This is a genomic window from Mycobacterium sp. NGS59 (assembly GCF_059812345.1).
The window spans coordinates 43,882-70,095 of record NZ_JCALCN010000017.1; the positions used below are offsets into that span (position 1 = coordinate 43,882).

23 protein-coding genes are annotated in these 26,214 nt (G+C 68.7%); 13 read left to right on the top strand and 10 right to left on the bottom strand.

The window, feature by feature from the left end; genetic code table 11:
* The first annotated feature begins 26 nt into the window (after window positions 1-26).
* From AC5Y46_RS18170 to AC5Y46_RS18195, 6 genes are all read left to right on the top strand, one after another.
* The gene (locus AC5Y46_RS18170; protein WP_499941721.1) at window positions 27-1,247 is read left to right on the top strand and encodes a 5-(carboxyamino)imidazole ribonucleotide synthase; all 1,221 of its coding nucleotides are present in this window, start codon (window positions 27-29) and stop codon (window positions 1,245-1,247) included.
* A complete protein-coding gene (purE, locus tag AC5Y46_RS18175) occupies window positions 1,240-1,764 on the top strand; it encodes a 5-(carboxyamino)imidazole ribonucleotide mutase (RefSeq protein WP_499941723.1) in 525 nt (174 codons plus the stop codon). The genes AC5Y46_RS18170 and purE overlap by 8 nt, the downstream gene beginning before the upstream one ends.
* Before the next feature lie 14 nt (window positions 1,765-1,778).
* Window positions 1,779-2,948, top strand: coding sequence for an acyl-CoA dehydrogenase (locus AC5Y46_RS18180; protein WP_499941724.1), 1,170 nt, complete (start codon window positions 1,779-1,781; stop codon window positions 2,946-2,948).
* A gap of 312 nt (window positions 2,949-3,260) precedes the next feature.
* The gene (locus AC5Y46_RS18185) at window positions 3,261-4,406 is read left to right on the top strand and encodes a PP2C family protein-serine/threonine phosphatase (RefSeq protein ID WP_499941903.1); all 1,146 of its coding nucleotides are present in this window, start codon (window positions 3,261-3,263) and stop codon (window positions 4,404-4,406) included.
* A gap of 82 nt (window positions 4,407-4,488) precedes the next feature.
* Entirely contained in the window at window positions 4,489-6,057 is a 1,569-nt protein-coding gene (locus tag AC5Y46_RS18190) for a sensor histidine kinase (protein ID WP_499941905.1), read from the top strand.
* On the top strand, window positions 6,054-6,494 hold the full coding sequence (locus AC5Y46_RS18195) for a response regulator (RefSeq protein ID WP_499941726.1): 441 nt from the start codon (window positions 6,054-6,056) through the stop codon (window positions 6,492-6,494). Before AC5Y46_RS18190 ends, AC5Y46_RS18195 begins: the two co-directional genes overlap by 4 nt.
* Here the strand turns inward: AC5Y46_RS18195 and AC5Y46_RS18200 are convergent.
* Window positions 6,491-8,743, bottom strand: coding sequence for a SulP family inorganic anion transporter (locus tag AC5Y46_RS18200; RefSeq protein WP_499941728.1), 2,253 nt, complete (start codon window positions 8,741-8,743; stop codon window positions 6,491-6,493). The two genes, AC5Y46_RS18195 and AC5Y46_RS18200, sit on opposite strands and share 4 nt — an antisense overlap.
* Before the next feature lie 266 nt (window positions 8,744-9,009).
* On the bottom strand, window positions 9,010-10,197 hold the full coding sequence (locus AC5Y46_RS18205) for a CoA transferase (RefSeq protein WP_499941729.1): 1,188 nt from the start codon (window positions 10,195-10,197) through the stop codon (window positions 9,010-9,012).
* Between the two features lie 131 nt (window positions 10,198-10,328).
* Here AC5Y46_RS18205 and AC5Y46_RS18210 point away from each other — a divergent pair, with 131 nt between their 5' ends.
* Complete coding sequence (locus tag AC5Y46_RS18210) at window positions 10,329-10,994, top strand: cation efflux transmembrane domain-containing protein (RefSeq protein WP_499941906.1); 666 nt, start codon at window positions 10,329-10,331, stop codon at window positions 10,992-10,994.
* 66 nt (window positions 10,995-11,060) lie between these two features.
* Here AC5Y46_RS18210 and ctpC read toward each other — a convergent pair whose 3' ends face one another.
* The gene (gene ctpC / locus AC5Y46_RS18215; RefSeq protein WP_499941908.1) at window positions 11,061-13,157 is read right to left on the bottom strand and encodes a manganese-exporting P-type ATPase CtpC; all 2,097 of its coding nucleotides are present in this window, start codon (window positions 13,155-13,157) and stop codon (window positions 11,061-11,063) included.
* Between the two features lie 68 nt (window positions 13,158-13,225).
* The gene (locus AC5Y46_RS18220) at window positions 13,226-13,507 is read right to left on the bottom strand and encodes a DUF1490 family protein (protein WP_499941731.1); all 282 of its coding nucleotides are present in this window, start codon (window positions 13,505-13,507) and stop codon (window positions 13,226-13,228) included.
* Window positions 13,508-13,836: 329 nt separating this feature from the next.
* Between AC5Y46_RS18220 and AC5Y46_RS18225 the strand changes: the two genes are divergently transcribed.
* Window positions 13,837-15,240, top strand: coding sequence for a PPE family protein, SVP subgroup (locus tag AC5Y46_RS18225; protein WP_499941910.1), 1,404 nt, complete (start codon window positions 13,837-13,839; stop codon window positions 15,238-15,240).
* Between the two features lie 50 nt (window positions 15,241-15,290).
* Window positions 15,291-16,646: a PPE family protein gene (locus AC5Y46_RS18230; RefSeq protein WP_499941732.1), complete on the top strand. Its 1,356-nt coding sequence runs from the start codon at window positions 15,291-15,293 to the stop codon at window positions 16,644-16,646.
* Window positions 16,647-16,743: 97 nt separating this feature from the next.
* Here AC5Y46_RS18230 and AC5Y46_RS18235 read toward each other — a convergent pair whose 3' ends face one another.
* Window positions 16,744-17,457 carry a TIGR03089 family protein gene (locus tag AC5Y46_RS18235; protein ID WP_499941734.1) on the bottom strand — a complete coding sequence of 238 codons (714 nt, stop codon included), beginning with the start codon at window positions 17,455-17,457 and terminating at the stop codon, window positions 16,744-16,746.
* Window positions 17,445-18,923, bottom strand: coding sequence for an LCP family protein (locus AC5Y46_RS18240; protein ID WP_499941735.1), 1,479 nt, complete (start codon window positions 18,921-18,923; stop codon window positions 17,445-17,447). The genes AC5Y46_RS18235 and AC5Y46_RS18240 overlap by 13 nt, the downstream gene beginning before the upstream one ends.
* Before the next feature lie 64 nt (window positions 18,924-18,987).
* On the opposite strand from AC5Y46_RS18240, the gene rfbD reads away from it, so the two are divergent.
* The 3 genes from rfbD to manB are packed head-to-tail and all read left to right on the top strand — an operon-like array spanning window position 18,988 to window position 21,884.
* On the top strand, window positions 18,988-19,896 hold the full coding sequence (gene rfbD, locus AC5Y46_RS18245; RefSeq protein ID WP_499941737.1) for a dTDP-4-dehydrorhamnose reductase: 909 nt from the start codon (window positions 18,988-18,990) through the stop codon (window positions 19,894-19,896).
* On the top strand, window positions 19,889-20,803 hold the full coding sequence (locus AC5Y46_RS18250) for a glycosyltransferase family 2 protein (protein ID WP_499941739.1): 915 nt from the start codon (window positions 19,889-19,891) through the stop codon (window positions 20,801-20,803). The genes rfbD and AC5Y46_RS18250 overlap by 8 nt, the downstream gene beginning before the upstream one ends.
* Before the next feature lies 1 nt (window position 20,804).
* Window positions 20,805-21,884 carry a mannose-1-phosphate guanylyltransferase gene (manB, locus tag AC5Y46_RS18255; protein ID WP_499941741.1) on the top strand — a complete coding sequence of 360 codons (1,080 nt, stop codon included), beginning with the start codon at window positions 20,805-20,807 and terminating at the stop codon, window positions 21,882-21,884.
* Between the two features lie 43 nt (window positions 21,885-21,927).
* Here the strand turns inward: manB and AC5Y46_RS18260 are convergent, their stop codons facing one another.
* Genes AC5Y46_RS18260 through cofD form a run of 3 tightly spaced genes read right to left on the bottom strand, consistent with a single transcriptional unit; the run spans window position 21,928 to window position 24,906 of the window.
* Window positions 21,928-22,500: an NUDIX hydrolase gene (locus AC5Y46_RS18260; protein ID WP_499941743.1), complete on the bottom strand. Its 573-nt coding sequence runs from the start codon at window positions 22,498-22,500 to the stop codon at window positions 21,928-21,930.
* Window positions 22,501-22,540: 40 nt separating this feature from the next.
* Entirely contained in the window at window positions 22,541-23,890 is a 1,350-nt protein-coding gene (locus AC5Y46_RS18265; RefSeq protein ID WP_499941911.1) for a coenzyme F420-0:L-glutamate ligase, read from the bottom strand.
* A 29-nt stretch (window positions 23,891-23,919) separates the two neighbouring features.
* Entirely contained in the window at window positions 23,920-24,906 is a 987-nt protein-coding gene (gene cofD / locus AC5Y46_RS18270) for a 2-phospho-L-lactate transferase (protein WP_499941744.1), read from the bottom strand.
* Between the two features lie 349 nt (window positions 24,907-25,255).
* Between cofD and AC5Y46_RS18275 the strand changes: the two genes are divergently transcribed.
* Window positions 25,256-25,612, top strand: coding sequence for a WhiB family transcriptional regulator (locus AC5Y46_RS18275; protein ID WP_499941913.1), 357 nt, complete (start codon window positions 25,256-25,258; stop codon window positions 25,610-25,612).
* Window positions 25,613-25,628: 16 nt separating this feature from the next.
* Here AC5Y46_RS18275 and AC5Y46_RS18280 read toward each other — a convergent pair whose 3' ends face one another.
* Window positions 25,629-26,048 (bottom strand): metallopeptidase family protein, encoded by a 420-nt coding sequence (locus AC5Y46_RS18280; RefSeq protein ID WP_499941915.1) that lies wholly within the window; start codon window positions 26,046-26,048, stop codon window positions 25,629-25,631.
* Window positions 26,049-26,214 lie beyond the last annotated feature (166 nt).

Here is a 26,214-nt window from a genome sequence, read left to right on the forward strand (position 1 = left end):
ACACGCCGGTCAGGTGCCGTGACAACATGAGGGCCGTGCCGAGTCCCCGAACTCCCCTGGTAGCCATGGTCGGCGGTGGTCAATTGGCCCGGATGACGCACCAGGCCGCTATCGCCCTCGGGCAGACCCTGCGTGTGCTGGCAAACTCGACCGACGACCCGGCCGCCCAGGTCAGCCCCGACGTGGTCATCGGTTCGCACACCGAGCTGGAGGACCTGCGCCGGGTGGCCGCCGGGGCCACCGCGCTGACGTTCGACCACGAACATGTGCCGTCCGAGCTGCTCGAGAAGCTGGTCGCCGAGGGCGTCAACGTGCTGCCGCCCCCGCCCGCCCTGGTGCACGCCCAGGACAAGCTGGTGATGCGGCGGCGGTTGGCGGCGCTGAACATGCCGGTGCCGCGCTACCTCGGCCTCGAGAGTCAGGACGACCTCGGTGAGCTGGCGGCGTTCGCCGACGGTCCCGTCGTCGTCAAGGCGGCCCGGGGCGGCTACGACGGCCGCGGTGTCGCGATGGCGCGTGATCTTGCGCACGCCCGCGAGATCGCGGGCGAATATCTGGCCGGCGGGGTGCCGGCACTCGTCGAGGAGCGGGTGGTGCTGCGCCGGGAGCTGTCCGCGCTGGTGGCCCGCTCGCCGTTCGGTCAGGGCGCGGCCTGGCCGGTGGTGGAGACCGTGCAGCGCGACGGCATCTGCGTGCAGGTGATCGCGCCTGCACCGGAGCTGTCCGAGGCGCTGGCCGTCGAAGCCCAGCAGCTGGCGCTGCGGCTGGCCGACGAACTGGGCGTGGTCGGGGTGCTGGCCGTGGAACTGTTCGAGACCACCGACGGGCGGTTGGTGGTGAACGAGCTGGCGATGCGGCCGCACAACTCGGGGCACTGGACCATGGACGGATCGCGGACCAGCCAGTTCGAGCAGCACCTGCGCGCGGTACTGGACTATCCGCTCGGCGATACCGCGGCCGTCGTGCCGTGGACCGTGATGGCCAACGTGCTGGGCGCGAAAGCGGACGAGACGCCGCAGATATCCATGGATGAGCGGCTGCATCACCTGTTCGCCCGGATGCCCGACGCCAGGGTGCACCTGTACGGCAAGGCCGAGCGGCCGGGGCGCAAGATCGGGCACATCAACTTCCTCGGCACCGACGACCCCGGCCCGGAAAGCCTGGCCACGCTGCGGGAACGGGCCGAGCTGGCGGCACACTGGTTGTCGCACGCGCAGTGGACGGACGGATGGGACGCGCATGAGTGACACCAGCCCGCAGCCCCGAGTCGGGGTCATCATGGGCAGCGACAGCGACTGGACGGTGATGCAGGACGCCGCCGCGGCCCTGGCCGAATTCGACGTCCCGCACGAGGTCCGCGTGGTCTCGGCGCATCGCACTCCGGCGGTCATGTTCGACTACGCGCGCGAGGCCGCCGACCGCGGTCTCGAGGTGATCATCGCCGGTGCCGGCGGGGCCGCGCACCTGCCGGGCATGGTCGCCTCGGCGACCCCGCTGCCGGTGATCGGTGTCCCGGTGCCGCTGGCGCGGCTGGACGGGCTGGATTCGCTGTTGTCGATCGTGCAGATGCCGGCCGGGGTGCCGGTGGCCACGGTGTCGATTGGTGGCGCCCGCAACGCGGGACTGCTGGCCGTGCGCATGCTGGGATCGTCGGACCCGCAACTGCGGGCGCGCATCGTCGAGTTCCAGGACCGGCTGGCGCAGACCGTCGCGGCCAAGGATGCGGCGTTGCAGCAGCTACAGGGTAAAGTTACCGACGAGTAGCAAGGAGGCTGGCGATGGCTGGATGGGCCGGAAATCCGTCGTTCGATCTGTTTCAACTGCCCGAGGAGCACCAGGAGTTGCGCTCGGCGATCCGTGCGCTGGCGGAAAAGGAGATCGCCCCGCACGCCGCCGACGTCGATGAGAACTCCCGGTTCCCGCAGGAAGCGCTGGACGCGCTGAACGCCTCGGGATTCAACGCCGTGCACGTCCCCGAGGAATTCGGCGGGCAGGGCGCGGACTCGGTGGCGGCCTGCATCGTCATCGAAGAGGTCGCCCGCGTCGACGCGTCGGCATCGCTGATTCCCGCGGTCAACAAGCTGGGCACCATGGGGTTGATCCTGCGCGGCTCCGACGAGCTGAAGAAGCAGGTGTTGCCGTCCATCGCCGACGGCACCGCGATGGCTTCCTACGCACTGAGCGAACGCGAGGCCGGATCGGACGCCGCGTCGATGCGCACCCGGGCCAAGGCCGACGGCGACGACTGGATCCTCAACGGCGCGAAGGCCTGGATCACCAACGGCGGCAAGTCATCCTGGTACACCGTGATGGCCGTGACCGATCCGGACAAGGGCGCCAACGGCATCTCGGCGTTCATCGTGCACATCGACGACGAGGGCTTCCAGATCGGCCCCAAGGAACGCAAGCTGGGCATCAAGGGGTCGCCCACCACCGAGTTGTACTTCGAGAACTGTCGGATCCCCGGCGACCGCATCATCGGCGAGCCCGGCACCGGATTCAAGACCGCGCTGGCGACGCTGGATCACACCCGTCCGACCATCGGGGCCCAGGCCGTCGGCATCGCGCAGGGCGCCCTGGACGCGGCGATCGCCTACACCAAGGACCGCAAGCAGTTCGCCCAGTCGATCAGCTCGTTCCAGGCCGTGCAGTTCATGCTCGCCGACATGGCCATGAAGGTGGAATCCGCCCGGCTGATGGTCTACACCGCCGCCGCCCGCGCCGAGCGCGGCGAAGGCAATCTGGGCTTCATCTCCGCGGCGTCGAAGTGCCTGGCTTCCGATGTGGCCATGGAAGTCACCACGGACGCGGTGCAGCTGTTCGGCGGCGCCGGCTATACCATCGACTTCCCGGTCGAGCGGATGATGCGCGACGCCAAGATCACCCAGATCTACGAAGGCACCAACCAGATTCAGCGAGTCGTGATGTCCCGGGCCCTGTTGCGCTGACGCCGGCGTAAGCAGCTCCGATGACATTTGCCAGAACGACAGGAAAACCCGCGTCCCACCGCCTAGTATCCAGCTGACGACCAAGTCCACGCGCGATTGAGAAGCCAGTCGAGGTGGCAAGATAACGCCCGGATCTTTTCGGACCTGCTTCGACGCACTTGCCGGATGCCGGCGCGTCGTCCCATGACCAGACGTGTTGCCACTGCCCAGGGGGCCGAATTTGGTGAAGAACGTGAGTTCGCGTGTGCGCCCGCGGGTGACAGGGACTTGACGGTGCAGGGTTTCGTGGCCCCCGCGGCCAGCTGGCGGGCGTTGTCGTTGCTGTTGGTCGAAGACGACCGGGCCGACGCCGTGCTGGTGGAAGAACTGATCGCCGACGCGGTCGCCGACATCGAGGTGGTGTGGGCGCAGTCGATGGCGCACGCCGAGCGCGAGCTGGCCTCGGCCCGCCCGGACTGTGTGCTGCTGGACCTGAATCTGCCCGACGCCAACGGAATCGACGCGCTGGACCGGATCCTGCGAAGCGATGCCACCGTGCCGATCGTGGTGCTCACCGGACTCAACGACGAATACTTCGGCGCCTCCGCCGTCGCCGCCGGAGCCCAGGACTATCTCGTCAAAGGCCGGGTCGAACCGGAGATGCTGCGCCGCGCGCTGTTGTACGCGATCGAACGCAAACGTGCCGAGCTGATCGCCGCGGACCTGCATGCCAGCCAGCTGCGCGCCCGGGAGAACGCGCTGCTCGAACGCGGCCTGTTGCCGTCCCCGCTGCTGCTGGAGGACCCGGGTCTCGAGATCGTTGCCCGGTACCGGCCCAGCCGGGAGAAGGCGTTGTTGTGCGGCGACTTCTACGACGTCGTGCAGACCCCCGACCGGGTCACCCATGTGCTCATCGGCGACGTCGCCGGTCACGGCCCGGACGAGGCGGCGTTGGGAGCTGCGCTTCGGATCGCCTGGCGCACACTGACATTCGCCGGCGTGCATGGGGTGGATCGGATGCGTCAGCTGGAACGGGTGCTGCACGCCGAACGCGCCGACAACGGCGTCTTCGCCACGGTGCTGAGCCTGGCGATACCGGGCGACGACGCTCCGATCACCGCGGTGCGCGCCGGGCATCCCGGGATGCTGGTGCACGGCCCGGGATCGGTGGAGTGGCTCGAGCCGCCCCATGGTCCGGCGTTGGGCCTGAATTGCGCCGACTGGCCGCAGACTGAGGTGCACCTGCCGGCCGGGCACGGTCTGTTGCTGCTGACCGACGGACTCTTCGAGGGTTACTCCGGAAGCGGCGGCCGGCGACTCGGCGAAGACGGATTGTTGGCTCTGGCGCGTGGGCACGCCGGGCTGGCCGGACCGGAGTTCGTCGACGCGCTGATCGACGGCGCAGAGGAACTCGCTCAGGGAATGGGCGGGTTGAGCGACGACATCGCCGTGGTCCGCGTGCAGCGGACCACCCGGTGACCCGGTGAGGAACGACGCCCGGGGCACGTTGCCCAAGCCGCAGCTCACCGTGCGGGGATGGCTGGCCTCCGTGCTGTCCGCGATGGGGCTGTTGGTGCTGCTGGGCTCCGTGGTGGGCGCGTTGCTGCTGGACCGCACCGACGAGGTGTCGCGGTCGCTGCGCGACGACGTCCAGCCCTCGCGTGTTTCGGCATCGCAATTGCAAGCGGCGTTGCGCGATCAGGAGACGGGGCTGCGCGGCTACCTGATCTCCGCCGATACGCAGTTCCTGACGCCCTACTACGACGGCGTCCGCGCCGAACAGGCTGCGTCGCAGGACATCCGGTCTCGGTTGGCCCGGCACGCCGATCTGTTGGCTGACCTGGACGCGATCGAGACGGCCGCCGCCAACTGGCGCAGAGACTACGCCGAGCCGCTGATTGCGCGCGTGACTCCGAACTCCCCGATGGTGGTGCCGAATGCCACGGCGGCGCTGGGCAAAGCCGACTTCGACTATCTGCGCGGACTTTTCGACACGCAGAATGCACACCTGAGCGCGGCCCGTGACATCGGTGCCGCGCGACTCGAGCGCATGAACGACTGGCGCGACAGGGTGCTGGGCGGCATGGTGCTGATCTTCATCGCCACCGCCGCACTGCTCGGTTTGCTGATCCAGCGCGCGGTCACCCGTCCGTTGGACAACCTGGCCGGGTCTTGCCGGGCAATCGCCGACGGTCATTTCGACGACCGCATCGCACTGCCGCGCCGGCCCGCGGACATCCGGGGGATGGCAGCCGACGTGGAGAACATGCGCCAGGTAATCGTGCAGGCGCTGGTCGAATCCCAGGAAACGCAAGCACAACTGGACGAGCAGGCCGCCGAGCTGCGGCGTTCGAACGCCGAGCTCGAGCAGTTCGCCTACGTCGCCTCGCACGACCTGCAGGAGCCGCTGCGCAAGGTGGCCTCGTTCTGTCAGTTGCTCGAGCGGCGCTACGCCGACAAGCTCGACGCCCGCGGTGTGGAGTACATCGGGTTCGCGGTGGACGGCGCCAAGCGCATGCAGGTGCTGATCAACGACCTGTTGAGCTTTTCCCGGGTGGGCCGGCTGAACACCAAGTACACCGAGGTGGAACTTGACACCGCGCTGGATTCGGCGGTGGCCAATCTGGCCGTCGCGATCGAGGAGTCCGGGGCCGAGATCGTCCGGCGCAACCCGCGCATGCCGCAGGTCTGCGGAGACCCGACCTTGCTGACCATGTTGTGGCAGAACTTGATCGGCAATGCGGTGAAATTCCGGCGGGAGGACCGCGCGCCCCGGGTCGTCATCGACTGCCAGCCGGGCACCGGTAAGCGCGAGGGCTACTGGTTGCTCAGCGTGGCCGACAACGGCATCGGCATCCAGCCGGAGTTCGTCGACAAGGTCTTCATCATCTTCCAGCGGCTGCATGGTCGCGACGCCTATGGTGGAACAGGTCTGGGTCTCGCGCTATGCAAGAAGATCGTCGAGCACCACGGGGGCACCGTGTGGGTCGACACCTCGTACACCGACGGGACACGGTTCGAGTTCACCCTTCCGGTCCCGGAGTCCAACGCTGAACCCATCGGGGGGGCCGGCGGAGGCGCGAAGGAAATCGCAAAAGGCTTGGTCACTGTAGAAGGAGCACACGAATGACACCATCCGGTCGGGCGATCGACATCCTGCTGGTCGAAGACGACCCGGGCGACGAGCTCATCACCCGAGAAGCCTTCGAGCACAACAAGCTCAAGAACCGGTTGCACGTCGCGCACGACGGCGAAGAGGGTCTGAACTACCTCTACAAGCGCGGCGCCTACGAGCACGCGCCCCGACCCGACCTGATCCTGCTGGACCTGAATCTGCCGAAATACGACGGGCGCCAACTACTGCAGAAGATCAAGTCCGACCCGGAGCTGTGCGGGATCCCGGTCGTGGTGCTGACCACGTCGTCGGCGGAGGAGGACATCCTGCGCAGCTACAAGCTGCACGCCAACGCCTACGTGACCAAGCCGGTGGACCTGGACCAGTTCATGAACGCCGTCCGGCAGATCGACGAGTTCTTCCTTCAGGTCGTGCGGCTGCCGCAGAGCTAACGGGCTTCGGCGGGTTCGGCGGTGTGCACGATCCCGTTCCGGTCCACCACATGCACGTGCACGGTGGCGAAGTCGAAGAAGATGCCGACCACCTGAATGGCGTCCGATGCCAACGCGGACGCCAACAGCGGGTGGCGGCTGAGCCGGTCGACCTGCAGCGCGACGTTCACGATGGCCAGTTGGTCGACCTCGCTGAAACGGAAGCCGTTGCGGGCGCTGCTTTCTCGCGCCGCATGGTTGTCCCGGTAGGCCGCCAGGCTTTCCCGGGCATGCCCCAGCCACTTGTTGATGGGGCTGCTCGTGTCGTCGGTGTCGTCGTCCAACAGTGCCTGCATCGCGCGGCAGGCCGAATGTCCGCACACCACCACCGAAGTCACGCCTAACTGGTTGACCGCGAAGTCCAGTGCGGCGTCCACCGAGTGCTCGGCGGGATCGGTGGGCACCAGGTTGCCGACGTTGCGGACGATGTAGAGATCACCGGGCCGGCTGGCGGTGATGGTGTCCGGCAGGATCCGGGAATCCGCGCAGGTGAGGAACAGCGTGTCCGGGTTCTGTGAATCGATCAGTTCGGGCACGTGGTGGTGCAGGTTGTTCACCCCGTGCCGGTGATAGTGCTCGACGCCGTCGAGGATCGAAGTATCGGTCCGGTCGCCGTTCTGGTCCCGCCGCGACGGCCAGGGCGCCTCGCGCAGCGAGCGGGAGGTGAAGTGCCGTGTGGGCGGTTTGTGTTGCGCGGTGGACAGATTGGCCGGGGATATCTCGTTGATGACGACCGAGCCGCCGCTGGCTTCGTGACTGACCTTCCAGTCCGAGATGGCTTCGGAGATGGAATGGTCGATGTAGTCGGCGTTGAGGTTGAGGGTGACGTCGGAGCCCTGCGGCAAGGTCGACAGCACCCCGGTCAGGCGCGGCATCAACAGGAAGCTCAGCGTGCCGTCGATGTCGACGCGCCACTGCTTGGTCTCCTCACCCACCGGTTTGGCCTCGATGGGTGCCCGTACCACGCGCACCAGCAGGAAGCCGATCGCGACGGCCAGCCCGATCGCCACACCTTCGAGCAGGTTCAGGAACACGACGCAGACGATGGTGATGCTGTAGATCGCGGCGTTGCCGGTGCGCCAAGCCAATTGAACGTGGGCCAGCTTGACCAGCTGCAGACCGATCACGATCAGCAGGCCGGCCAGCGCCGCTTTCGGGATGAGTTCCACCAGGTTGGTGAACAGCGAGGCGAACAGCAACACCCAGACCCCGTGCAGGATCGCCGACATCCGGGTGCGAGCGCCGGCGGCCACGTTGGCCGAACTGCGCACGATGACGCCGGTGACGGGCAGCCCACTGAGCGCACCGGAGAGCATGTTCGCGCTGCCCTGTCCGATCATCTCCCGGTTGAAGTTGGTGCGCGGGCCGTTGTGCAGCTTGTCGACGCCAACGGCGCACAGCAGCGACTCGACGCTGGCGATCAGCGCGATGGTCAGCACACCGAAGCCGATGGTGCTGATCTTCGCGCTCCACGGCTGGTCGTGCGGGGCGTGGTCGGGGAGCTTGGGGAAGCCGACGGCGTCGAAGAAGCCGCCCTTCAGATTGATGGTTTCGACGGCCATGTCGAACACATGGGCCAGCGCCGTCGCCACGATGATGGCCACCAGGGCACCGGGGATCATCCGCAGCTTGGGTGGCAGTTTCGACCACAGCAACAGGATGGCGATCACGGTGCAACCGACGATCACCTCGGGCAGTTCGTGATTCAGGACGCCGCCGGGGATCGCCGTCAGGTTCTGCCATGCCGAGCTGCGCGAATGGTCGCCGACCAGGACGTGGAACTGCTGCAGCACGATCGTGATGCCGATGCCCGCCAGCATGGCGTGCACCACCACCGGGGCGATGGCCAGCGCGGCGCGGGCCATGCGGCTGACGCCGAACAGAATCTGCAGCGCTCCCGCCCCGACGGTCATCAGGCACAGCATCTCGAAGCCGAGCTCCTCGATCAGCTCGGCGACCACCACGGTCAGGCCCGCGGCGGGCCCGCTCACCTGAACCGCCGAGCCGCCGAGCGAGCCGGCGACGATGCCGCCGACGACCGCGGCGATCAGGCCCGCGGCCAGCGGCGCGCCCGAGGCGATCGCGATCCCCAGCGACAGCGGCAGTGCCACCAGGAAGACCACCAGCGACGCCGGAAGGTCATGCCGCAGATTCGTCAGGATCGTTCGGTGCTCCGGCGCTTTGACGGAACCCTCAGCGGTGCTGCCCATAAGACTCCTCGAAACCGGTCGCCAACACGTCGCGGCCGTCGTCGACTGCGGGCAGGACCACCCTGCCGGATCTGGGTGAACGGGATCTGCCAGTTGCGTGTCCACCGAGCGTCGGACCAGCGGGAGACGTCCTATCTGAGTCCAGCAAACATGTGAATCCCACTACGGCCGGATGACCAAATCCTCCCCGTAGCCTCCGGTGAATCCCTTGCGGCCCGGCCGATTCATTCGCAATTCAAAGAAAGGCCATGTACTGGCCGACCTCGTTAGGAGCTTTCGGTGAGGTAAAGCGCGTTGTGTTGCCCGGCGGCCGGCGGCGGATCGGTCACCCGGGCGTCGAAGGCGGCGAAACGCGCGGGGGTGCGGATGACCGTCACCGCTTCGTCGCCTTCCCCGACGACGAGCGCGAGGTCGTTCTCGGCGAACAGCGGGGTGTCGACCACCTGTTTCCAGCTGTAGGCGAGGCAGGCCATCAAGCCGCCCTCTTGCAGCAGCTCGACCCATTCGGCAGCGGTCTTCGCCGCCAGCGCCGACTCGAGTTCGTCGGTCAGCTCGGGGTAGTTGATCGCCCGCAAGCGCTGCTCGGCGAACCGCTCGTCGTCGATCAGTTCGGGCCGGCCGATGATCTGGCACAGCTTCGTCCAGTGCTTGGGCACGTAGGCGCTGATGACCAGATAGCCGTCCGAGGCCCGAAAAGCGTCCGACGGCTGGGTGGCAAATCCGACGCCCTTGCGCTTCTTGACCGGAGCGTCGGATTTCGGGGCCGGCGGTGGCGCGCCGGTCTTGTTCAGGTGGATGGTCAGCTGGTTGGCCTGCAGTCCGACCGCGACGTCGTACATCGCGACTTCGACCAGATCGCCGACCCCGTGCCGTTCCCGGTTGAGCAGGGCGGCCAGCACCGCTTGCGCCAGCACGTGGCCGCTGGCGTTGTCGACCAGTTGGAACGGGATGATCTGCGGTTTCCCGCTGGGTGTCGGCATGCCGGTGCTCATGCCGGCCTCGGCGGCGACCATCAGGTCGACACCGGGACGCAAACCGTGCGGTCCGCGGCCGCCGTAGGCGCTCAGCCTGGCGTAGATCAGTTTCGGGTTGCGCGCCCGCAGTTGGTCGGGACCGAGACCGAGTCGCTCCATCACCCCGGGCCGGAAACCTTCGAGCACCACGTCGGCGGTGTCGGCCAGCCGCAGTATCTGCTGTTTGGCCGCGTCGTCGGTGAGATCGACGGTCACCGACTTCTTGCCGCGGTTGTTGGGCAGGAAGTAGGTGGGCAGCGGCGGGCGTCCGGGCAGCACCGAGGTCAGCCGCCGGGACTGCTCGCCGCCGGGTGCCTCGATCTTGACCACCTCGGCGCCCAGGTCGGCCAGCACCTGTCCGGCCAACGGCCCGGCGACGTTCTGGGTGAAATCGAGGACCCGAAATCCGTCCAGCGGTTTGGCGGGGGCGTTGTTCGGCATCTATCGGCCTTCCTGGTGCAATACGGCGGTGCGCGCCATTCGTGGTCTTTCTTCCGCCGCGAGCTATTGGTTAGACACAGTAACGAGGTCCCTGGGCAGATCTGCACCGCCGTTAGCATCATGGGATGGAGATGGCGACCGGGGCGCACGATCATGACGTCAGTGACCATGCGCGGACGCGGCCGGAGATCCGCGGCGCCGATTGGCAGCGCAACGCGCAATGGGCCCGCCGACTGGCCTGGGTCAGCCTGGCGGTGCTGCTCATCGAGGGCGGCGTGGGGTTGTGGCAGGGGTTGGCCGTCGGGTCGGTCGCGCTGACCGGATGGGCGCTGGGCGGCGGGTCCGAGGGCCTGGCCAGCGCGATGGTGGTCTGGCGGTTCAGTGGCGACCGCACGCTGTCCGCGACCGCCGAACGGCGTGCGCAGCGCGGTGTCGCGCTGTCGTTCTGGCTGGTGGCGCCCTACGTCGCCGCCGAATCCATCCGCCATCTGCTGATCCGTGAGCACGCCGAGACCTCGGTGATCGGGATCGGATTGACCGCGTTGGCACTGGTACTGATGCCGGCGCTGGGCTGGGCCAACCACCGCCTGGGGGCACGTCTGCATTCCGGGGCCACCACGGGGGAGGGCACCCAGAATTACCTGTGTGCGGTCCAGGCCGCCGGGGTGTTGGTCGGTCTGGCTGTCACCGCGGCCTGGCCGGGCGGTTGGTGGATCGACCCGGTGATCGGGCTCGCGGTCGCGGGCATCGCCGCGTGGCAGGGCGTGCGGGCCTGGCGCGGCGAGGACTGCTGTTAGCTGGGCGAGCAGACGCAAAAGCGCCCAATTTCGTCCCGAAATTGGTGCTTTTGCGTCTGCTCGCCACTACTCCAGGCGATAGCGGATCAGCCGGGAGCTGTTGGCCACCACAGCCACCGACGACGCGTTGTGCAGGATCGCGGCCAGCACCGGTGACAGCGCGCCACCCGCTCCGATCAGCAGCCCGGCGGCGTTGACGGCGATGGACATGCCGTAGTTCTGCTGGATCACGTCCACAGCGCGCGCGCCCAGGTCGCGCACGTCGAGCAGGCGGTGCAGGTTGTCGTTGGCCAGCGCCACGTCGGCGGTCTCCACCGCGACGTCGGTTCCGGCCAGACCCATCGCGATGCCGATGTCCGCGGCCGCCAGCGCGGGCGCGTCGTTGATGCCGTCGCCGACCATCCCGACCACGTAGCCCTCGGCCTGCAGTCCGCGCACCACTTCGAGCTTGTCCTCGGGCATCACCTCGGCGCGCCACTCGTCGATGCCCAGCTCGTCGGCGACCACCCGCGCGATGTCGGGGTGGTCCCCGGTGAGCATCACGATGCGGCGAATCCCGTTGGCGCGCAACCTGTTCAACACTTCGGTCGCCTCGGGCCGGACCTCGTCGCGCAGGCTGATCAACCCCACCAGCTTGCCGTCCACGGCCAGCAGCAGCGGCGTCTCGGCCTCGCCGCGCAACTTGTCCACCCACTCCTGTGCCTTCTTGGACACCCGGACCTTCTCGGCACGCAACAGACCCGGACTGCCCAGCAGCAGGGTGCGGCCGTCGGCCCAGGTCCGCATGCCCAGGCCGACCAGCACCTCGCACTCCTCGTGCGGGGGAATGCTGATGTGGCGTTCCTCGGTGGAGCGGATGACGGCTTCGGCCAACGGGTGCCGGGAGTGGATCTCCGAGCTGGCGGCATAGGCCAGCACCTGCTCGGGCTCCCAATCCTTGTGCAGCGAAACGATATTGGTGACGACGGGTCGCCCGACGGTGAGCGTGCCGGTCTTGTCGAAGACGATCGCGTCGACCCGGCCGGCCTGTTCGAGGTGCGACCCGCCCTTGATCAGGATGCCGCGGCGCGCGCCGTTGCCGATCGCGGCGCTGATGGCCGTCGGGGTGGACAGACCGACCGCGCACGGGCAGGCGATCAGCAGCATCGTCATCGCGCGCCGCACGTCACCGGTGACCAGCAGGGTCAGCGCCGAAACGACGAACGAGGTGGGCACGAATCGGCGGGAGAAGTTCTCGCCGACCGTCTGGATCGGGGCGCGGTCGTGTTGCGCCTCCTCGACGCGGGTGATGATGCGGCCGATCGTGGTCTGGTTGCCCACCGCTTGCGCGCGCACCACCAACCGGCCGCGCACCACCACCGAGCCGGCGTGCACGTGGGCTCCGGTGGTGACCGACACCGGCAGGTTCTCCCCGGTGATCGCGGACTGGTTGACCACGGCTTCGCCCGCCGTCACCTCGCCGTCGACCGGTATGGCGACGTGGTCGTGGACGATCACCTCGTCGCCGATTTCGACGCTGTCGATCGGAACCTGGACCTCGCTGCCGTCGGCCAGCCGGATCCAGGCCGTGTCCTGGTTGCCGCGCAGCAGCTCCGAGATGGCGCGGCGGGTCCGGCGCAGCGTCAGGTCCTGCAGGTATTCGCCGATGTTGAGCAGCCACAGCACGGTCAGCGCGACGACGTTCTCGCGCAGGATGAGGCTGGCCACGGTCGCCGCCGAGACCAGCGCGTCGGTGCCGGCCTTGCCCGAGCGCAGCGAGCGGACCGCCCCGCGCAGGAACGGATAGCCGGTGAAGATGGTGACGCCGGTGGCGACCAGCCGGCCGCTCGGGCCGAGTAGCGGAGGGCGCGCGAACACGTAACGGCGGATGCCGAGTAACGCCAGTGCCGCACCGCCGATGACCATCCGCACCACGTCGCTGTTGCGTATCTCCTCGGAGTGGGGTCGGCGCGCGGGGATCAGATTGGGGGCCACTGCGGCGGCTTGGCTGATCGCGGCCAGCACGGCCGTGCGGTCACAGCGCCTCGGGGAGTACCAGACGACCACCGAACCGGTGCGCGGGTAGGCGTGCACGACGCGCACACCGTCGCACTTGGCGACGGCCTCCTCCACGGCGACGGCGCGCCGCGAGTCGCAGCGCACCCAGGCGACCCGGACCCGCATGCGTCCGGCCGCGTCGGAGACGACGGGCAGGGTGGGGTCGGCGGGTTCGACGAGAGCGAGGGTCACGATCAGTGATCGTGGTCGTGGACGTCTCCGACCGCCGGGGTGGGCGCCTCCTCGCCGATGCGCTCGCGGGCCTCGGCCATCACGTCGGCGATCTTGAGGCGGGCGGACTCGGCGGCTTCCTCGGCCTTGCGGGTGCCGCGCAGACCCAGTTCGGCGCCCTTGACCGCGCCCTCATGCAACGGCGCCTTGGCGACGGCCTTCTTCAGCAGCTCATACGCGGTCACTCCGACCACGCCGGTGACCACCGTCGATGCCGCCTTCGCCAAGAGCACTTGCACCGCCATCATCGCGCCTTTCTGTGGGTTTTCCCGACGTTAACATCCAAATATTGCGATATCAACATGTATTTGCCGGGCCCTGGCAACCCGCCCGTCGAAGGTCCACAAAATGCCAGTTCCGGCCGCGTGTCGCCGTACATTTGAGCACCCTCGCGGCGCCATACAGGGGTCGTCTGCGGAGGTAGATGCGCGGGATATACGGCCTGACCTCGCTGGCGGCACGCGGTGCGCGGTCGCTGTACAGTGGCTGTTCGGTGATTCCGTCGTCCCGGATCCCGCAGCACGAGCGGCGCGATGGGTTCACCGCGGCCACGTGTCTCGAGGAGGGGCGAGTCATGGATTTCGGGAGTTATCCCCCGGAGGTCAACTCGGCTCGGATGTTTGCCGGTGCCGGATCGGGACCGTTGTTGGCCGCGGCCGAGGCGTGGGCTGCGCTCGCCGCCGGACTGAACTCGGCGGCGGATTCGTACCGCACTGTGGTGTCGGGATTGACCGCCGGTCCCTGGTTGGGGCCGTCGTCGGCGTCGATGAGCGCTGCGGCCGCGTCGTATGCGGCGTGGTTGCGCGTCACCGCTGCACAGGCCGAAGAAACCTCCGCTCAGGCCAAGGCCGCGGCAGCTGCCTACCAGGCCGCGTTCTCGGCGACGGTTCCGCCGCCGATGGTGGCGGCCAACCGCAGTCAGCTGATGACCCTGATCGCGACCAATGTGTTCGGGTTGAACACCCAGGCGATCGCGGCCACCGAAGCACAGTATGGGGAGATGTGGGCCCAGGACGCGGCGGCGATGTACGGCTATGCAGGCTCGTCGGCCTCGGCGACCGAGCTGACGCCGTTCAACCCACCCCCGCCGACCACCAACCCGGACGGCGTGGCCAACCAAGCCGCCGCCGGCCAGGCCACCATCGCGGACGGTGCCGCCCAGCGAGCCTTCTCCGCGGTGCCCAGCGCGCTGCAGAGCGCTGCGGCGAGCCCGGCAGCGGCCGCGGAGGACCCGTTGCTCCTGCTGGGCGTGCTGGCCGATCTGTCCGCCATCACCTTGGGCGTATCGGCGGCCGCCGCTACCCTTGCTATCGGCGTGCCTGCCGGTGTGCTCGGGGTAGTGAACTTCGGGGTGGCCATCTACGCCACCCTGGTGGGTCTGCACACCGACGAGATCCTCAGCGGCTGGAATGGCGTGGAACCCTTTCCGAGCACTGAGCCGGCGCCAGTGAAGCCGTTCCCGGCGCCGCTGCTCAACTTGCCGGCGGGCACGGTGCCGCCGCCGAGGCTGTCGGCCGGTCTGGGTGAGGCGAACGCCGTCGGGGCGTTGTCGGTACCGCCGGCGTGGACCGTTGCCACCCCGTCGGTGCGTCCTGTCGCGTATACGCTGCCCTCGCTGAGTGAATCGGCGGTGAGCGCAGCACCGGCGGCGGGAGGCGCTTCGGCCGGCACGATGGCCCAGATGGCACTTGCGGGCATGGCCGGACGGGCCATGGCCGGAACCGTCGGCGCCGGTCGGCGCGGCGGCAAGGAGGCCAAGAACGCAGCCGGATCCGCTCGCGCCAGAACCGCTGGGACGGCTGGAGCCGCCGGTGACAAGGCGGCGATCGGCGAAACCCGCGATGGCCCCAACGACAAGCCGCGGGCTGTGGTCACCGGCGTCGCGGCCGAGCTACGCGAATTCACCAAGCTCCGCGACGAGGGGATCTTGACCGAGGAGGAATACACCGAGCAGAAGAACCGCCTGCTCGGTCGCTGAACCATCCGTCGGGCGACTCCGGTGGTCATCCAGAAGAGGTATGTGCAGCAGTGGATTTCGGCATCTATCCGCCGGAGATCAACTCCGGTCGGATGTATACCGGTCCGGGCCCGGGGCCGATGCTGTCAGCTGCGCAGGCCTGGGAAAGCGTGGCCGACGCTCTCTACACGACGATCTCCGGATACCAGTCGGCGGTGTCGGAACTCACCGAGGGGGCTTGGTCGGGTCCGTCGTCCGCGGCGATGAGCGCAGCGGCCGGGTCGTATCTGGACTGGCTGAGTACCACCGCTGAGCGGGCTGAGCAGACCGCCGCTCAAGCATGGACGGCGGTCGCCGCCTACGAGGCGGCGTTCGCAGCCACGGTGCCGCCACCGGAGATCGCCGCCAACCGCAGCCTGCTGGCAGCGCTGGTGGCGACCAATTTTCTGGGACAGAACACACCGGCGATCGCGGCCACCGAAGCGCTGTACGCGGAGATGTGGGTGCAGGACAGCCTGGCGATGTATAACTATGCAGCGTCGTCGGCAGCCGCGGTCGTGCTGACTCCGTTCACCCCTCCCCACCAGAACACCGACGCGGGCGCGACGGCCGGCCAAGCCGCCGCGATCAGCCAAATCGGCACCTCCGCCGGCAATGCGCCAGGTTCCATATCGGTTGTGCCGCAGGCGTTGTCCGCGATGGCGGTACCGGCCCAGTTCGAACAGTTAGAACTCCTCAGCCTGCTCGCGTTCCTTTTCACTGGGCCAACCGAAGCAATGTCCCTTTTCGGGGTCCTACCTACCGAGGTGCTCGGTTCCTTCGCGGAGTTACCTTTTGCCGCGTTCAGCGCCATTTCGAGTATCGATGACGATGAGACATTCAGCGGCTGGAACGGGGTGGAGCCCTATCCGGGTACCGGGCCGGCACCAGTGGAGCCGTTCCTGGCGCCCCTTCCGAACCCGCCCCCCGGCGGTCTCCCCACCCCGACCCTTTCAGCGGCGTTCGCGCGCGCGAACATGGTCGGGGGATTGACGGTACCGCCGAGCTGGACCCAGGTCGCCGCCGAAGTACGTCCGACCGCACTGATGACACCGCTGGCGAACGCGAACGCCGCAGCGGCGGCAGCAAGATTCGACATGGCAAACACGTTGAACCCGATGGGAATCGGCGCGATGGCCGGGCAGGCGATGGCCGGCCCGTCGGCTGTCGCCGACGGTCAGAAGAATGGCAGCGCGGCGCGGCTCACCGGTAGCGCCGAGGATGCACCGGCCGAGGACGTCGAGGTCTTGCCCGCTCCGCGGACCGTCATGACCGGCGTCGCCGCCGCGATCCGCGAGATCGCCGTGCAGCGCGCCGCTGGACTGTTGAGCGAACAGGAATACGCCGAGCAGAAGAAGAGCCTGCTGGAAATCTCGTTCGGCCAGTAGGTCCGCCGCTATGCCGTCCACCCCGCCCGTCGAGGGTGCACGAAATGTCGGTTGCACCGGGGGGTCGCGGCACATCTGCGCACCCTCGCCGAAAGGGCTAGAGGACCCGGGTGACCTTTTCGGTCTCGATGCGGCGGTCCCGCGCACCGGGGTCGGGGTTGGCCACCTGTACCAGCGACGCGCCCACGGCCAGCACCGCCAGCAGGCCGTCCACCAGCTGCTCGGGCCGTTCCCAGGACGCCGTCGACAGCACCCGGTCGGTCGCGGTGATGCCCTGCATCGCCGCCGATTGCGCGCATGCGGCCAGCAGTTGGGCGGCCGACTGCCCGGCCAGCGCCGGACCGGGGTCGGGTTCGGGCACGATCTGGTCGCCGTGCACCCGCACCGCGGTCGCGTAGTCGGTGACGCCGATCGGCAGGCCGGGGGCGGGCTGGCCGAACGGGTCCAGCGACAGCACCGCTACCTCACCGCCGGAAGCCGCCTCGTCGGCCTCCTCGAGCCGGTCGGACGTGCACAATGCGAGGTCGGCCGGTCCCTGCAACGCCACCTCGGCGCCGATCCACCACACCCCGAACACCACTGCCGCGGTCTGCCAGTGTGCGGGCAACAGCACCGCCACGCGGGAGTGCGGCCCCGCGCCCATCTCGTCGCGCAGCAGGTTGGCCGTCTTGGCGGCCCAGTTGGCCAGCGTCACCGCGGACAGCTCGATGCGCTCACCGCTGGCATCGTCGTAGTAGGTGATGCGCGGGCCGACCGGGTCGGCGCGCAGCATCGGGTCCAGGATCGCCGCGCTGAGCGTCAGTTGATGCACTCGGGGTTCTCCGAGCCCGCGGTCAGGATCGGCGACGGAGCCGGAACGGTGGAGTTCGGGGATCCGGCGTTGGACACGCGGGCCTGCTGAGTGACGGTTGCGCCGTCGAGTCCCGAGCCCGGCCCGGTGTAGTCGTTGGCCAGCACCACCCGGACCGATCCGGCCGGTAGCGACGAGTCGGCGACGACGGGCAACCCGCCCAGCAGTTTGGCGACCTCCTGGGCGCCCAGGTCGTCGGTCTTGGCCGCCCGCACCTGGCTGCCCTTGACGTGCCCGCCCTCGTTGTTGCCGACGGTGCCGGCGGTAAAGCCCTTGGCGCTCAACACATCCGACACCGCCGATGCCAGCCCGTTGATGTCGGTGTCGTTGACGACGTGGGCGGTGGTCTTGGCGGGGGTGTAGGCGATCTCCTCGGTCTTGCCCTGATCCTGTTCGTGCAGCAGGCCGGCGACCCAGTCCTGGACCTGGTGTGCGTCCACCCGCACCACGCTCTGCATGCCGTCGTCGCTCCACCCGGCGCCGTCGAGGACCGGGATGGTGGCGAACGCGACGTTGCCGCCGGCCAGCTTCTGCAGTTGCCGCACGAAATCCATGATGTCCCAACCCGAAGAAAGCACCACCGAACGCTGGACGGCGGCCTCCAGCCGCTTCAGCGTGGCCGGGCTGGACAGCGTCTTGCCGGAGATCACCCGGTGGGCCAGCGAGGCCATCACCGCCTGCTGGCGCACCACCCGGTCCAGGTCGCCGCGCGGCAGCTCGTGGCGCTGCCGGACGAAGCTGAGCGCTTGCGGGCCGTCCAGCCGTTGCCGGCCGGCCGGGAAGTCGGCGCCCGAAAGGGGTTCGTAGACAGGCTCTTTGAGGCACACCTCGACGCCGCCGAGCGCGTCGGCGATCAGCGCGAAGCCGAGCAGGCCGATCTCGGCGTAGTGGTCGACGGTGACGCCGGTCAGGTCGGCGACGGTCTTGATCAGTGCCTCCCGCCCGGCCTGGGTGCCGGCCGCCGCGGCTTCGGTGGGCGAGGCGCCGGCCTGCACCAGGCTGACCCGCTTGGTCTCGCGGGTCTGGCCGTAGACGCCGTTGATCTTGGTCTTGCCCAGGTTGGGCGCCTGGACGTAGGAGTCGCGGGGGATCGAGATCGCGGTGGCCGATTTCCCGTTGTTGGGGATCCGGATCAGGATGATGGTGTCGGTGTTGGTGGCTTCCTCGTCGCCGGCCCGCAAGGATGCCAGTTCCTCGGCCGAGAGCGGGTTGCCGTGTGCGTCGGTGCGGCTGTCCAGACCCACCAGCAGGATGTCGATCGCGCCGTCTTCGGCCCCGCTGCCCAGCGCGGGCGACGACATGTGAAAGATGCCGTCCTCGAAGGATCGGACGTTGCTCCAGGCCACCCCGGTGCCGAGCACGACGATCACGGCCATTGCCGTGCAAATCACACGAACCACACGAGCCACACTCTGCGCAGGCATCACTGTAGGTTACTTGCGCAACAGCCGCTTTCCGGTTAGCCGGACCCGGCGTGCCAGACTCGATCCCGTGGCGAGCAGGGTGGTGATCACCGGGGCAGGTGGGCAACTGGGCAGTCTGTTGACCGCGCATGCCACCGGCGACGGCCGCGACGTGCTGGCCAGGACGTCGTCGGAATGGGACATCACCGACCCCACCGCGGCCGACGAGATCATCCGGACCGGCGATGTCGTCGTCAACTGCGCGGCGTACACGAACGTCGACGGTGCCGAAACCGACGAAGCCACCGCGTACGCCGTCAACGCGACCGGACCCGAACATCTGGCCCGCGCCTGCGCGCGCACCGGCGCCCGGCTGATCCACGTCTCCACCGACTACGTGTTCGACGGCGATTTTCACGGTGCCGAGCCGCGACCCTACGAGCCCGCCGACCCGACCGCACCGCAAGGCGTCTACGCCCGCAGCAAGCTCGCCGGCGAACAGGCCGTGTTCGCCGCGCTGCCGGAGGCCGTCGTGGTGCGCACCGCGTGGGTCTACACCGGCGGCGTGCAACGCAGCGACTTCGTCGCGGTCATGCAGCGCCTGGCCGCCGGGGATGGCCCGATCAAGGTGGTCGACGACCAGGTCGGCACGCCGACCTATGCGGCCGACCTGGCCGGCGCATTGCTGGAACTGGCCGACAGCGAGGTGAGCGGCCGGCTGCTGCACATAGCCAACGAGGGGATCGTTTCCCGGTTCGAGCAGGCCAGGGCGGTGTTCGAGGAGTCCGGCGCCGACCCGCAGCGGGTCAATCCGTGCGGCACCGACGAATTCCCCCGGCCCGCGCCGCGGCCGCCCTACTCGGCGCTGTCCAGCCGGGAGTGGGCCGCGGCGGGACTGATGCCGTTACGGCCCTGGCGCACGGCGCTTGTCGCGGCTATCACAGCTGCTTCGGGCCTTGGTTCGACCGATCGACCGTTACCCTCGACGCGTGACTGACGTTCTGCCGGTCGTGGCGGTGACCTATTCCCCGGGTCCGCACCTGGAGCGGTTCCTGGCGTCGTTGTCGCTGGCCACCGAGCGTCCGGTCAGTGTGCTGCTGGCCGACAACGGCTCCACCGACGGCACCCCGCAGGCCGCCGTCATGCGCTATCCCAACGTGCGGTTGCTGCCCACCGGGTCCAACCTCGGCTACGGGACCGCGGTGAACCGCACCGTCGCCAAGCTCGCTCAGCGTGACGAAAACTGGGTCGACGAGTGGGTCATCGTCGCCAACCCCGACGTGCAATGGGGACCCGGCAGCATCGACGCGCTGCTGGAAGCCGCCACCCGGTGGCCGCGGGCCGGCGCGTTCGGTCCGCTGATCCGCGACCCGGACGGATCGGTCTACCCCTCGGCGCGTCACCTGCCCAGCCTGATCCGCGGCGGTATGCACGCGGTGCTCGGTCCGGTCTATCCGCGCAACAGGTGGACGCGGGCCTATCGCCAGGAGCACCTGGAGCCCAGTGAGCGGCCGGTGGGCTGGCTGTCGGGGTCGTGCCTGCTGGTGCGGCGCGCGGCGTTCGAACAGGTCGGCGGGTTCGACGAGCGCTACTTCATGTACATGGAGGACGTCGACCTCGGCGACCGGCTCGGCAAGGCCGGCTGGCAGTCGGTGTACGTGCCGTCGGCCGAGGTGTTGCACCACAAGGGTCACTCCACCGGCCGTGACCCGGCCAGCCATCTGGCCGCCCATCACCGCAGTACCTATATCTTCTTGGCGGATCGGCATTCCGGATGGTGGCGGGCTCCGCTGCGCTGGACGCTGCGCGGGTCGCTGGCGGTGCGTTCGCGCGTGATGGTGCGCAGCGCACTGCGCCGGTCGCGCAAGTCGTTGCGGCGGGAGCTGGCAGAAGGGCGGCGTTGAGATGGCGACCCATCAAGTCGACGCGGTGGTGCTGGTCGGCGGCAAAGGGACCCGGCTACGACCGTTGACGTTGTCGGCGCCCAAGCCGATGTTGCCGACGGCAGGGCTGCCGTTCCTGACCCATCTGCTGTCGCGGATCGCGGCCGCGGGCATCGAGCACGTGGTGCTGGGTACCTCCTATCGGGCCGAGGTGTTCGAGGCCGAGTTCGGCGACGGCTCCAAGCTGGGGTTGCAGATCGAGTACGTGACCGAGGAGAACGCGCTGGGCACCGGCGGTGGCATCGCCAACGTCGCCGGCAAGTTGCGCCACGACACCGTGATGGTGTTCAACGGCGACGTGCTGTCCGGTGCCGACCTGGGCCAGCTGCTGGAGTTCCATCACGGGCATCAGGCCGACGTGACGTTGCATCTGGTGCGGGTGGGCGACCCTCGCGCGTTCGGTTGCGTGCCCACGGACTCCGACGGCCGCGTCACCGCCTTTCTCGAGAAGACGCAGGATCCGCCGACCGACCAGATCAACGCCGGCTGTTATGTGTTCGGGCGCGACGTGATCGACCGGATTCCGCGGGGCCGGGAGGTCTCGGTGGAACGTGAGGTGTTCCCGTCCCTGCTCTCGGCCGACGACGTCAAGGTGTGCGGGTACGTCGACGCCACCTATTGGCGCGACATGGGCACGCCGGAGGACTTCGTGCGTGGTTCGGCGGACCTGGTGCGCGGGATCGCGCCGTCCCCGGCGCTGCACGGGCAGCGTGGTGAGTCGTTGGTGCACGACGGCGCCGCGGTGGCGCCGGGCGCGCTGCTGATCGGCGGCACCGTCGTCGGGCGGGGTGCGGAGATCGGCCCGGGGGCGCGGCTGGACGGCGCGGTGGTCTTCGACGGCGTCAAGGTCGAGGCCGGCAGTGTGATCGAGCGTTCGATCCTCGGCTTCGGCGCCCGCATCGGTCCGCGGGCGCTGATTCGCGACGGCGTGATCGGTGACGGTGCCGACATCGGCGCGCGCTGCGAACTGCTGCGCGGCGCGCGGGTGTGGCCGGGGGTCTCGATTCCCGACGGCGGAATCCGGTACTCGTCCGACGTCTAGTTGTTGTGGCGAGCAGACGCAAAAGCCCCCTGAAACGGCCGTTTCAGGGGGCTTTTGCGTCTGCTCGCCGCACTGACGTGCGGCGCGCTGAGGCGCGGTCCACCAGGTACTTCAGGGCGTGATCGGTGCCGTCCGGCAACGCCTCGGCCGGCCACCACTGCAGGTCGTCGGACTCGTCGCTGAGCACGATCTGAGCCCCGGCCGGTGCATGGGCCACGAACTGCAGATCCACGTGCCGGGTCGGCACGCCCAGTGAGCAGGTGACCGGATGCACGTGCAGCGCAACGAGTTCGGGGTCCACGCGCAACCCGTCGACGCCGGACTCTTCGGTGGCTTCGCGCAGTGCGGCGGCCAGGATGTCGGTGTCCTCGGGTTCGCAGTGCCCGCCCAGTTGCACCCAGCGGCCCAGCCTGGGGTGCAGGGTGAGCAGCACCCGTTCGCCGCTGTCGTCGAACACCAACGCCGAGGCGGTGACGTGGCCCGGTACACATTCGCGCACGCAGGAGTCTTCGCGGGCCAGCACGAAGGTCAGCACGGCCTGCCGAAGCGCATCCTGGGCGGGGTCAGGTGTCTCCCAACCGCCCAGCAGTTCGATCACCGAGTCCCGGAGGTTCATCGCGCGCCTCGTCTGTCAAAACCCGCGCCGGCGGAGGTCTTCACTTGCGGATCAGCAGGTCGTCGACCGGGACCGGGTCGCGCAACCCGGCGGGCTCGGCCGGGTACCCGATGGCGATCGCGCCCAACGGTTCCCAGTCGGCGGGCAGCCCCAACTCGGCGCGGACCAAATCGGCGGCGAAGATCGTCGACCCGATCCAACAACTGCCGACTCCACGCACCGCCAGCGCGACCAGCAGCCCCTGCACGGCAGCCCCGACCGCGACGGTGAACATGGTGTGCTCGGCCTCGGTGCGCGCGGCATCGGGATAGCTGTGGGCGCCGTCCGGCACCAGCATGGGAATCACGACTTCTGGTGCGTCATAGAGGATCTGGCCGCGCGAGACCCGGCGGTCCACCGCGTCGGCGGGTCTGCCGTCGGCGGTGAGGTCCGCGCGCCACTTGTCCTTCATCCGGTCCAGCAGCCGGGTTCGGACCGTGGCGGTCTGCAGCCAGACGAACCGCACCGGGCGGGTGTGGTGGGGCGCCGGGGCGGTCAACGCCTCGGCGACGGCGGCTTCGACGAGTTCGGGTGGCACCGGCTGGTCGCTGAACTGGCGGATCGAACGACGCGACAGCTGCGCCTGACGACGGCCGAGATCCAGCGCCTCGGCGGTGCCCAGCCAGAACAGGTCCTCGGAACCGGCGCGCACCAACTGCCGCGCGCTCGAACCGTCGTCCACCGGGTCCAACCCGCGCACCACCGCGACCGGCATCGCGGTCAGCTTGCCCTTGACCAGGTCGGCGGCGGCGGCCACCTCGTCGGCGACGGCGATCTCGGTCACCACCAGATCGTTGCCGTACCGGTCGGCAGCCCCCGAATAGTTATGCAGCACAGCAATTCCCGCGCTGCCGATGGCGGCGTCGATCTGACCGTTGCGCCAGGCGCGGCCCATGGTGTCGGTGATGACGACGGCGACGGTGACGCCGAGCCGCGCGCGTAACCCGGCCCGCAGCGCGGCCGCGCTGCCGTCCGGGTCGACGGGCAACAGCGCCAATTCCGAACGGCCGACGTTGGATCCGTCCACCCCGGCGGCGGCCTGCACCAGGCCCAGCCGGTTCTCGGTGATCAACGTACGCTCCTTGCGGGCCAGCACCCGCACCGCTTCGCCGTCGACGAGCTTGCGGCGCAAGGTGTCTCGGCGCTCCGGATCGAGGGGTGCCGGAACCAGCCGGCCCTCGCATTTGGACACGACCTTGCTGGTGACCGCCAACACGTCCCCGTCGCGCAGCCACGGCGCCGCCGCGGCCAGGGCGGCACTGAGGTCGTCACCCGGACGGAACTCGGGAAGCCCGGTGACAGGCAGTATTTCGATCGCAGTCGCGGTGCCGTGCTCACCCGCCGGCGGCAGCGCCGGTTCGAAATGAGGACCGGGCCCGCTCACACCGCCACGCCCGCCAGATCCAGCCCGGCACGCACCATCTCGGCCGTCGCTGCCGGATCGCTCATCAACAACGGTATGGAACGCACGGTCACACCGTCGATTTCGGCGGTGTCGCCGTCGTGCACCAACCAGTGATCCAAGATCCCGGTGCCTCGGCGGGCACCGTAATACCGACCCACCGCCTGCGCGGTGCTATCCACACCGATCACCGAAAGGCAGGCATCGGCCATGCCGCGCAACGGCTTTCCCCCGATGATCGGTGAGTATCCGACGACTGCGGCGCCGGTGGCCCGCAGCGCGGCCCGGATGCCCGGCACCGCCAGGATGGCGCCCACGCTGACCACCGGATTGGACGGTGCCAGCATGATTACGTCGGCCTCACCGATGGCCGCCGTCGCTTCGGTTGTGGCGCTGGCCTTTTCGGCTCCGACGAAAGCGAAGCTGTGGGTGGGTACCTGGGCACGGTAACGCACCCACCACTCCTGGAAGTGAATCGCCCGCCGGGTCCCGGCTTCGGGGTCGGTGATCACCACGTGCGTCTCGCAGCGGTCGTCGCTGGCCGGCAGCAACCGTGCGCCGGGTTGCCAGCGGTCGCACAGCGCCGCGGTGATCTGCGACAGCGGGTAGCCGGCGTTGAGCATCTGAGTGCGAACCAAATGGGTGGCCAGGTCCCGGTCACCCAGGCCGAACCAGTCGGGCTGCACGCCATAGCGCGCGAGTTCCTCTTTGGCATGCCAGGTTTCGTCACGGTGACCCCAGCCGCGCTCCGGGTCCACCCCGCCGCCCAGGGTGTACATGCAGGTGTCCAGGTCCGGACAGATGCGTACGCCATGGATCCAGGCGTCGTCACCGATGTTGACCACGGCGGTCAGTTCATGCTCGGTCTGATCCGATCGAGCAAACTGCCCAAGGCCGAGCAACTGCTGCACGCCGAGCAGGAATCGGGCGCCGCCGACCCCGCCGACCAGCACGGTGACCTTCACACCGCAGGACAGTACCCGCCCCCCGAAACCGGGATCTCCTCGGTAACCACTGTGGCACAAGGGACTTGTGATACTACTGTGTCCGACACGCCCATGTGGCCGAACAACAGAAACGCCGAAATTCGATCACGAGATGGTATGGAAATGCGGCGAAGTGCTTGACCAGGGTCACCCGCCCGTGTCTAATCACATCAGTGTCATTTCCCGGTTGGCCGGCCGGTTCCGGTGTCGCAGACCGAGATTCGATCACTTGTTCGAATTGGGCATCTGTACATCAGAACAGTGGGAAACCATTTCATTCTCTATGCGAGGAGGCGGGGTCATGTCCTATGAGCACCTTCGGGGCGTAATGGGAGGCGTGCCGCACACCAACTCCGGCTCGGCCGTGACACATCTGCCGATGCCGACGGCACCGGTCCGTCCTCATCTCAGCGTCGTCCCGGATGCGCCCGCCGTATTCGAGCCCGAGCCGCTGCCGGAAGTCCCTGCCGACCAATGGCAGGACAAGGCGCTGTGCGCGCAGACCGATCCCGAGGCCTTCTTCCCGGAGAAGGGCGGCTCGACCCGCGAGGCCAAGAAGATCTGCCTGGGGTGCGAGGTCCGTCATGAATGCCTGGAGTACGCGCTGGCGCACGACGAGCGCTTCGGCATCTGGGGCGGCCTGTCCGAACGGGAACGCCGCCGCCTCAAGCGCGGCATCATCTGAGCCGCCCAGGCCAAGATCAGTCGTCGATCGTCGGGTCGATGACCGAGGGCTCCACGTCCAGATAGATGGCCACCTGCGCCACCAGGATCTCGTGCAGCAGGTCGCCGAGTTCGATGGTGTCCTTGGCTCGTCGCTCAATTGGCTTGCGAAACAACACGATTCGGGCCCGCGTGGCGTTGCCGCGCACGTCGACTCCGGCGGGAATCAGACGGGCCAGCGCGATCGGCCCGTCGGCGATCACCTCGGGCGGCCACTGCACGCTGCCGGGATCCTTGGCGGCGATCCGTGGGATCTCGTCGACGGCGACGTCCAGTTCCGACACCCGGTCCTGCCAGCGCCGCTCGATGGGTTCGTAGGCCTCGAGCACCGCCATGTCGAACCGCTCGGCGCGGCTGCGCCAGCCCGGCACCGTGGGCGGGAGCAACGGACCGCGCAGCTCGCGACCCCGCCGTCGGGACCGGTGCCCGGACGTCCCGGTCCAGCCGCCCCCCGGCCGACCACTGCGGCCGGAGCCGCGGGAATCGCTCACGCGCCGATGGTAACGGTTACACATCGGACCCCGCGTGTCCGGCGCTTCAGCGACGTTTACCCGCGATAGCCTT

What these genes read in the sequence shown, in the direction of transcription:
- AC5Y46_RS18170 (WP_499941721.1), top strand. Translation starts at nt 27, where the DNA reads ATGAGGGCCGTGCCGAGTCCCCGAACTCCCCTGGTAGCCATGGTCGGC.
- AC5Y46_RS18210 (WP_499941906.1), top strand. Translation starts at nt 10,329, where the DNA reads ATGGCGACCGGGGCGCACGATCATGACGTCAGTGACCATGCGCGGACG.
- AC5Y46_RS18260 (WP_499941743.1), bottom strand. Translation starts at nt 22,500, where the DNA reads ATGAACCTCCGGGACTCGGTGATCGAACTGCTGGGCGGTTGGGAGACA.
- AC5Y46_RS18195 (WP_499941726.1), top strand. Translation starts at nt 6,054, where the DNA reads ATGACACCATCCGGTCGGGCGATCGACATCCTGCTGGTCGAAGACGAC.
- AC5Y46_RS18200 (WP_499941728.1), bottom strand. Translation starts at nt 8,743, where the DNA reads ATGGGCAGCACCGCTGAGGGTTCCGTCAAAGCGCCGGAGCACCGAACG.
- AC5Y46_RS18190 (WP_499941905.1), top strand. Translation starts at nt 4,489, where the DNA reads ATGGGGCTGTTGGTGCTGCTGGGCTCCGTGGTGGGCGCGTTGCTGCTG.
- purE (WP_499941723.1), top strand. Translation starts at nt 1,240, where the DNA reads ATGAGTGACACCAGCCCGCAGCCCCGAGTCGGGGTCATCATGGGCAGC.
- AC5Y46_RS18205 (WP_499941729.1), bottom strand. Translation starts at nt 10,197, where the DNA reads ATGCCGAACAACGCCCCCGCCAAACCGCTGGACGGATTTCGGGTCCTC.
- AC5Y46_RS18180 (WP_499941724.1), top strand. Translation starts at nt 1,779, where the DNA reads ATGGCTGGATGGGCCGGAAATCCGTCGTTCGATCTGTTTCAACTGCCC.
- AC5Y46_RS18225 (WP_499941910.1), top strand. Translation starts at nt 13,837, where the DNA reads ATGGATTTCGGGAGTTATCCCCCGGAGGTCAACTCGGCTCGGATGTTT.
- AC5Y46_RS18220 (WP_499941731.1), bottom strand. Translation starts at nt 13,507, where the DNA reads ATGGCGGTGCAAGTGCTCTTGGCGAAGGCGGCATCGACGGTGGTCACC.
- AC5Y46_RS18275 (WP_499941913.1), top strand. Translation starts at nt 25,256, where the DNA reads ATGGGAGGCGTGCCGCACACCAACTCCGGCTCGGCCGTGACACATCTG.
- manB (WP_499941741.1), top strand. Translation starts at nt 20,805, where the DNA reads ATGGCGACCCATCAAGTCGACGCGGTGGTGCTGGTCGGCGGCAAAGGG.
- ctpC (WP_499941908.1), bottom strand. Translation starts at nt 13,157, where the DNA reads ATGCGGGTCCGGGTCGCCTGGGTGCGCTGCGACTCGCGGCGCGCCGTC.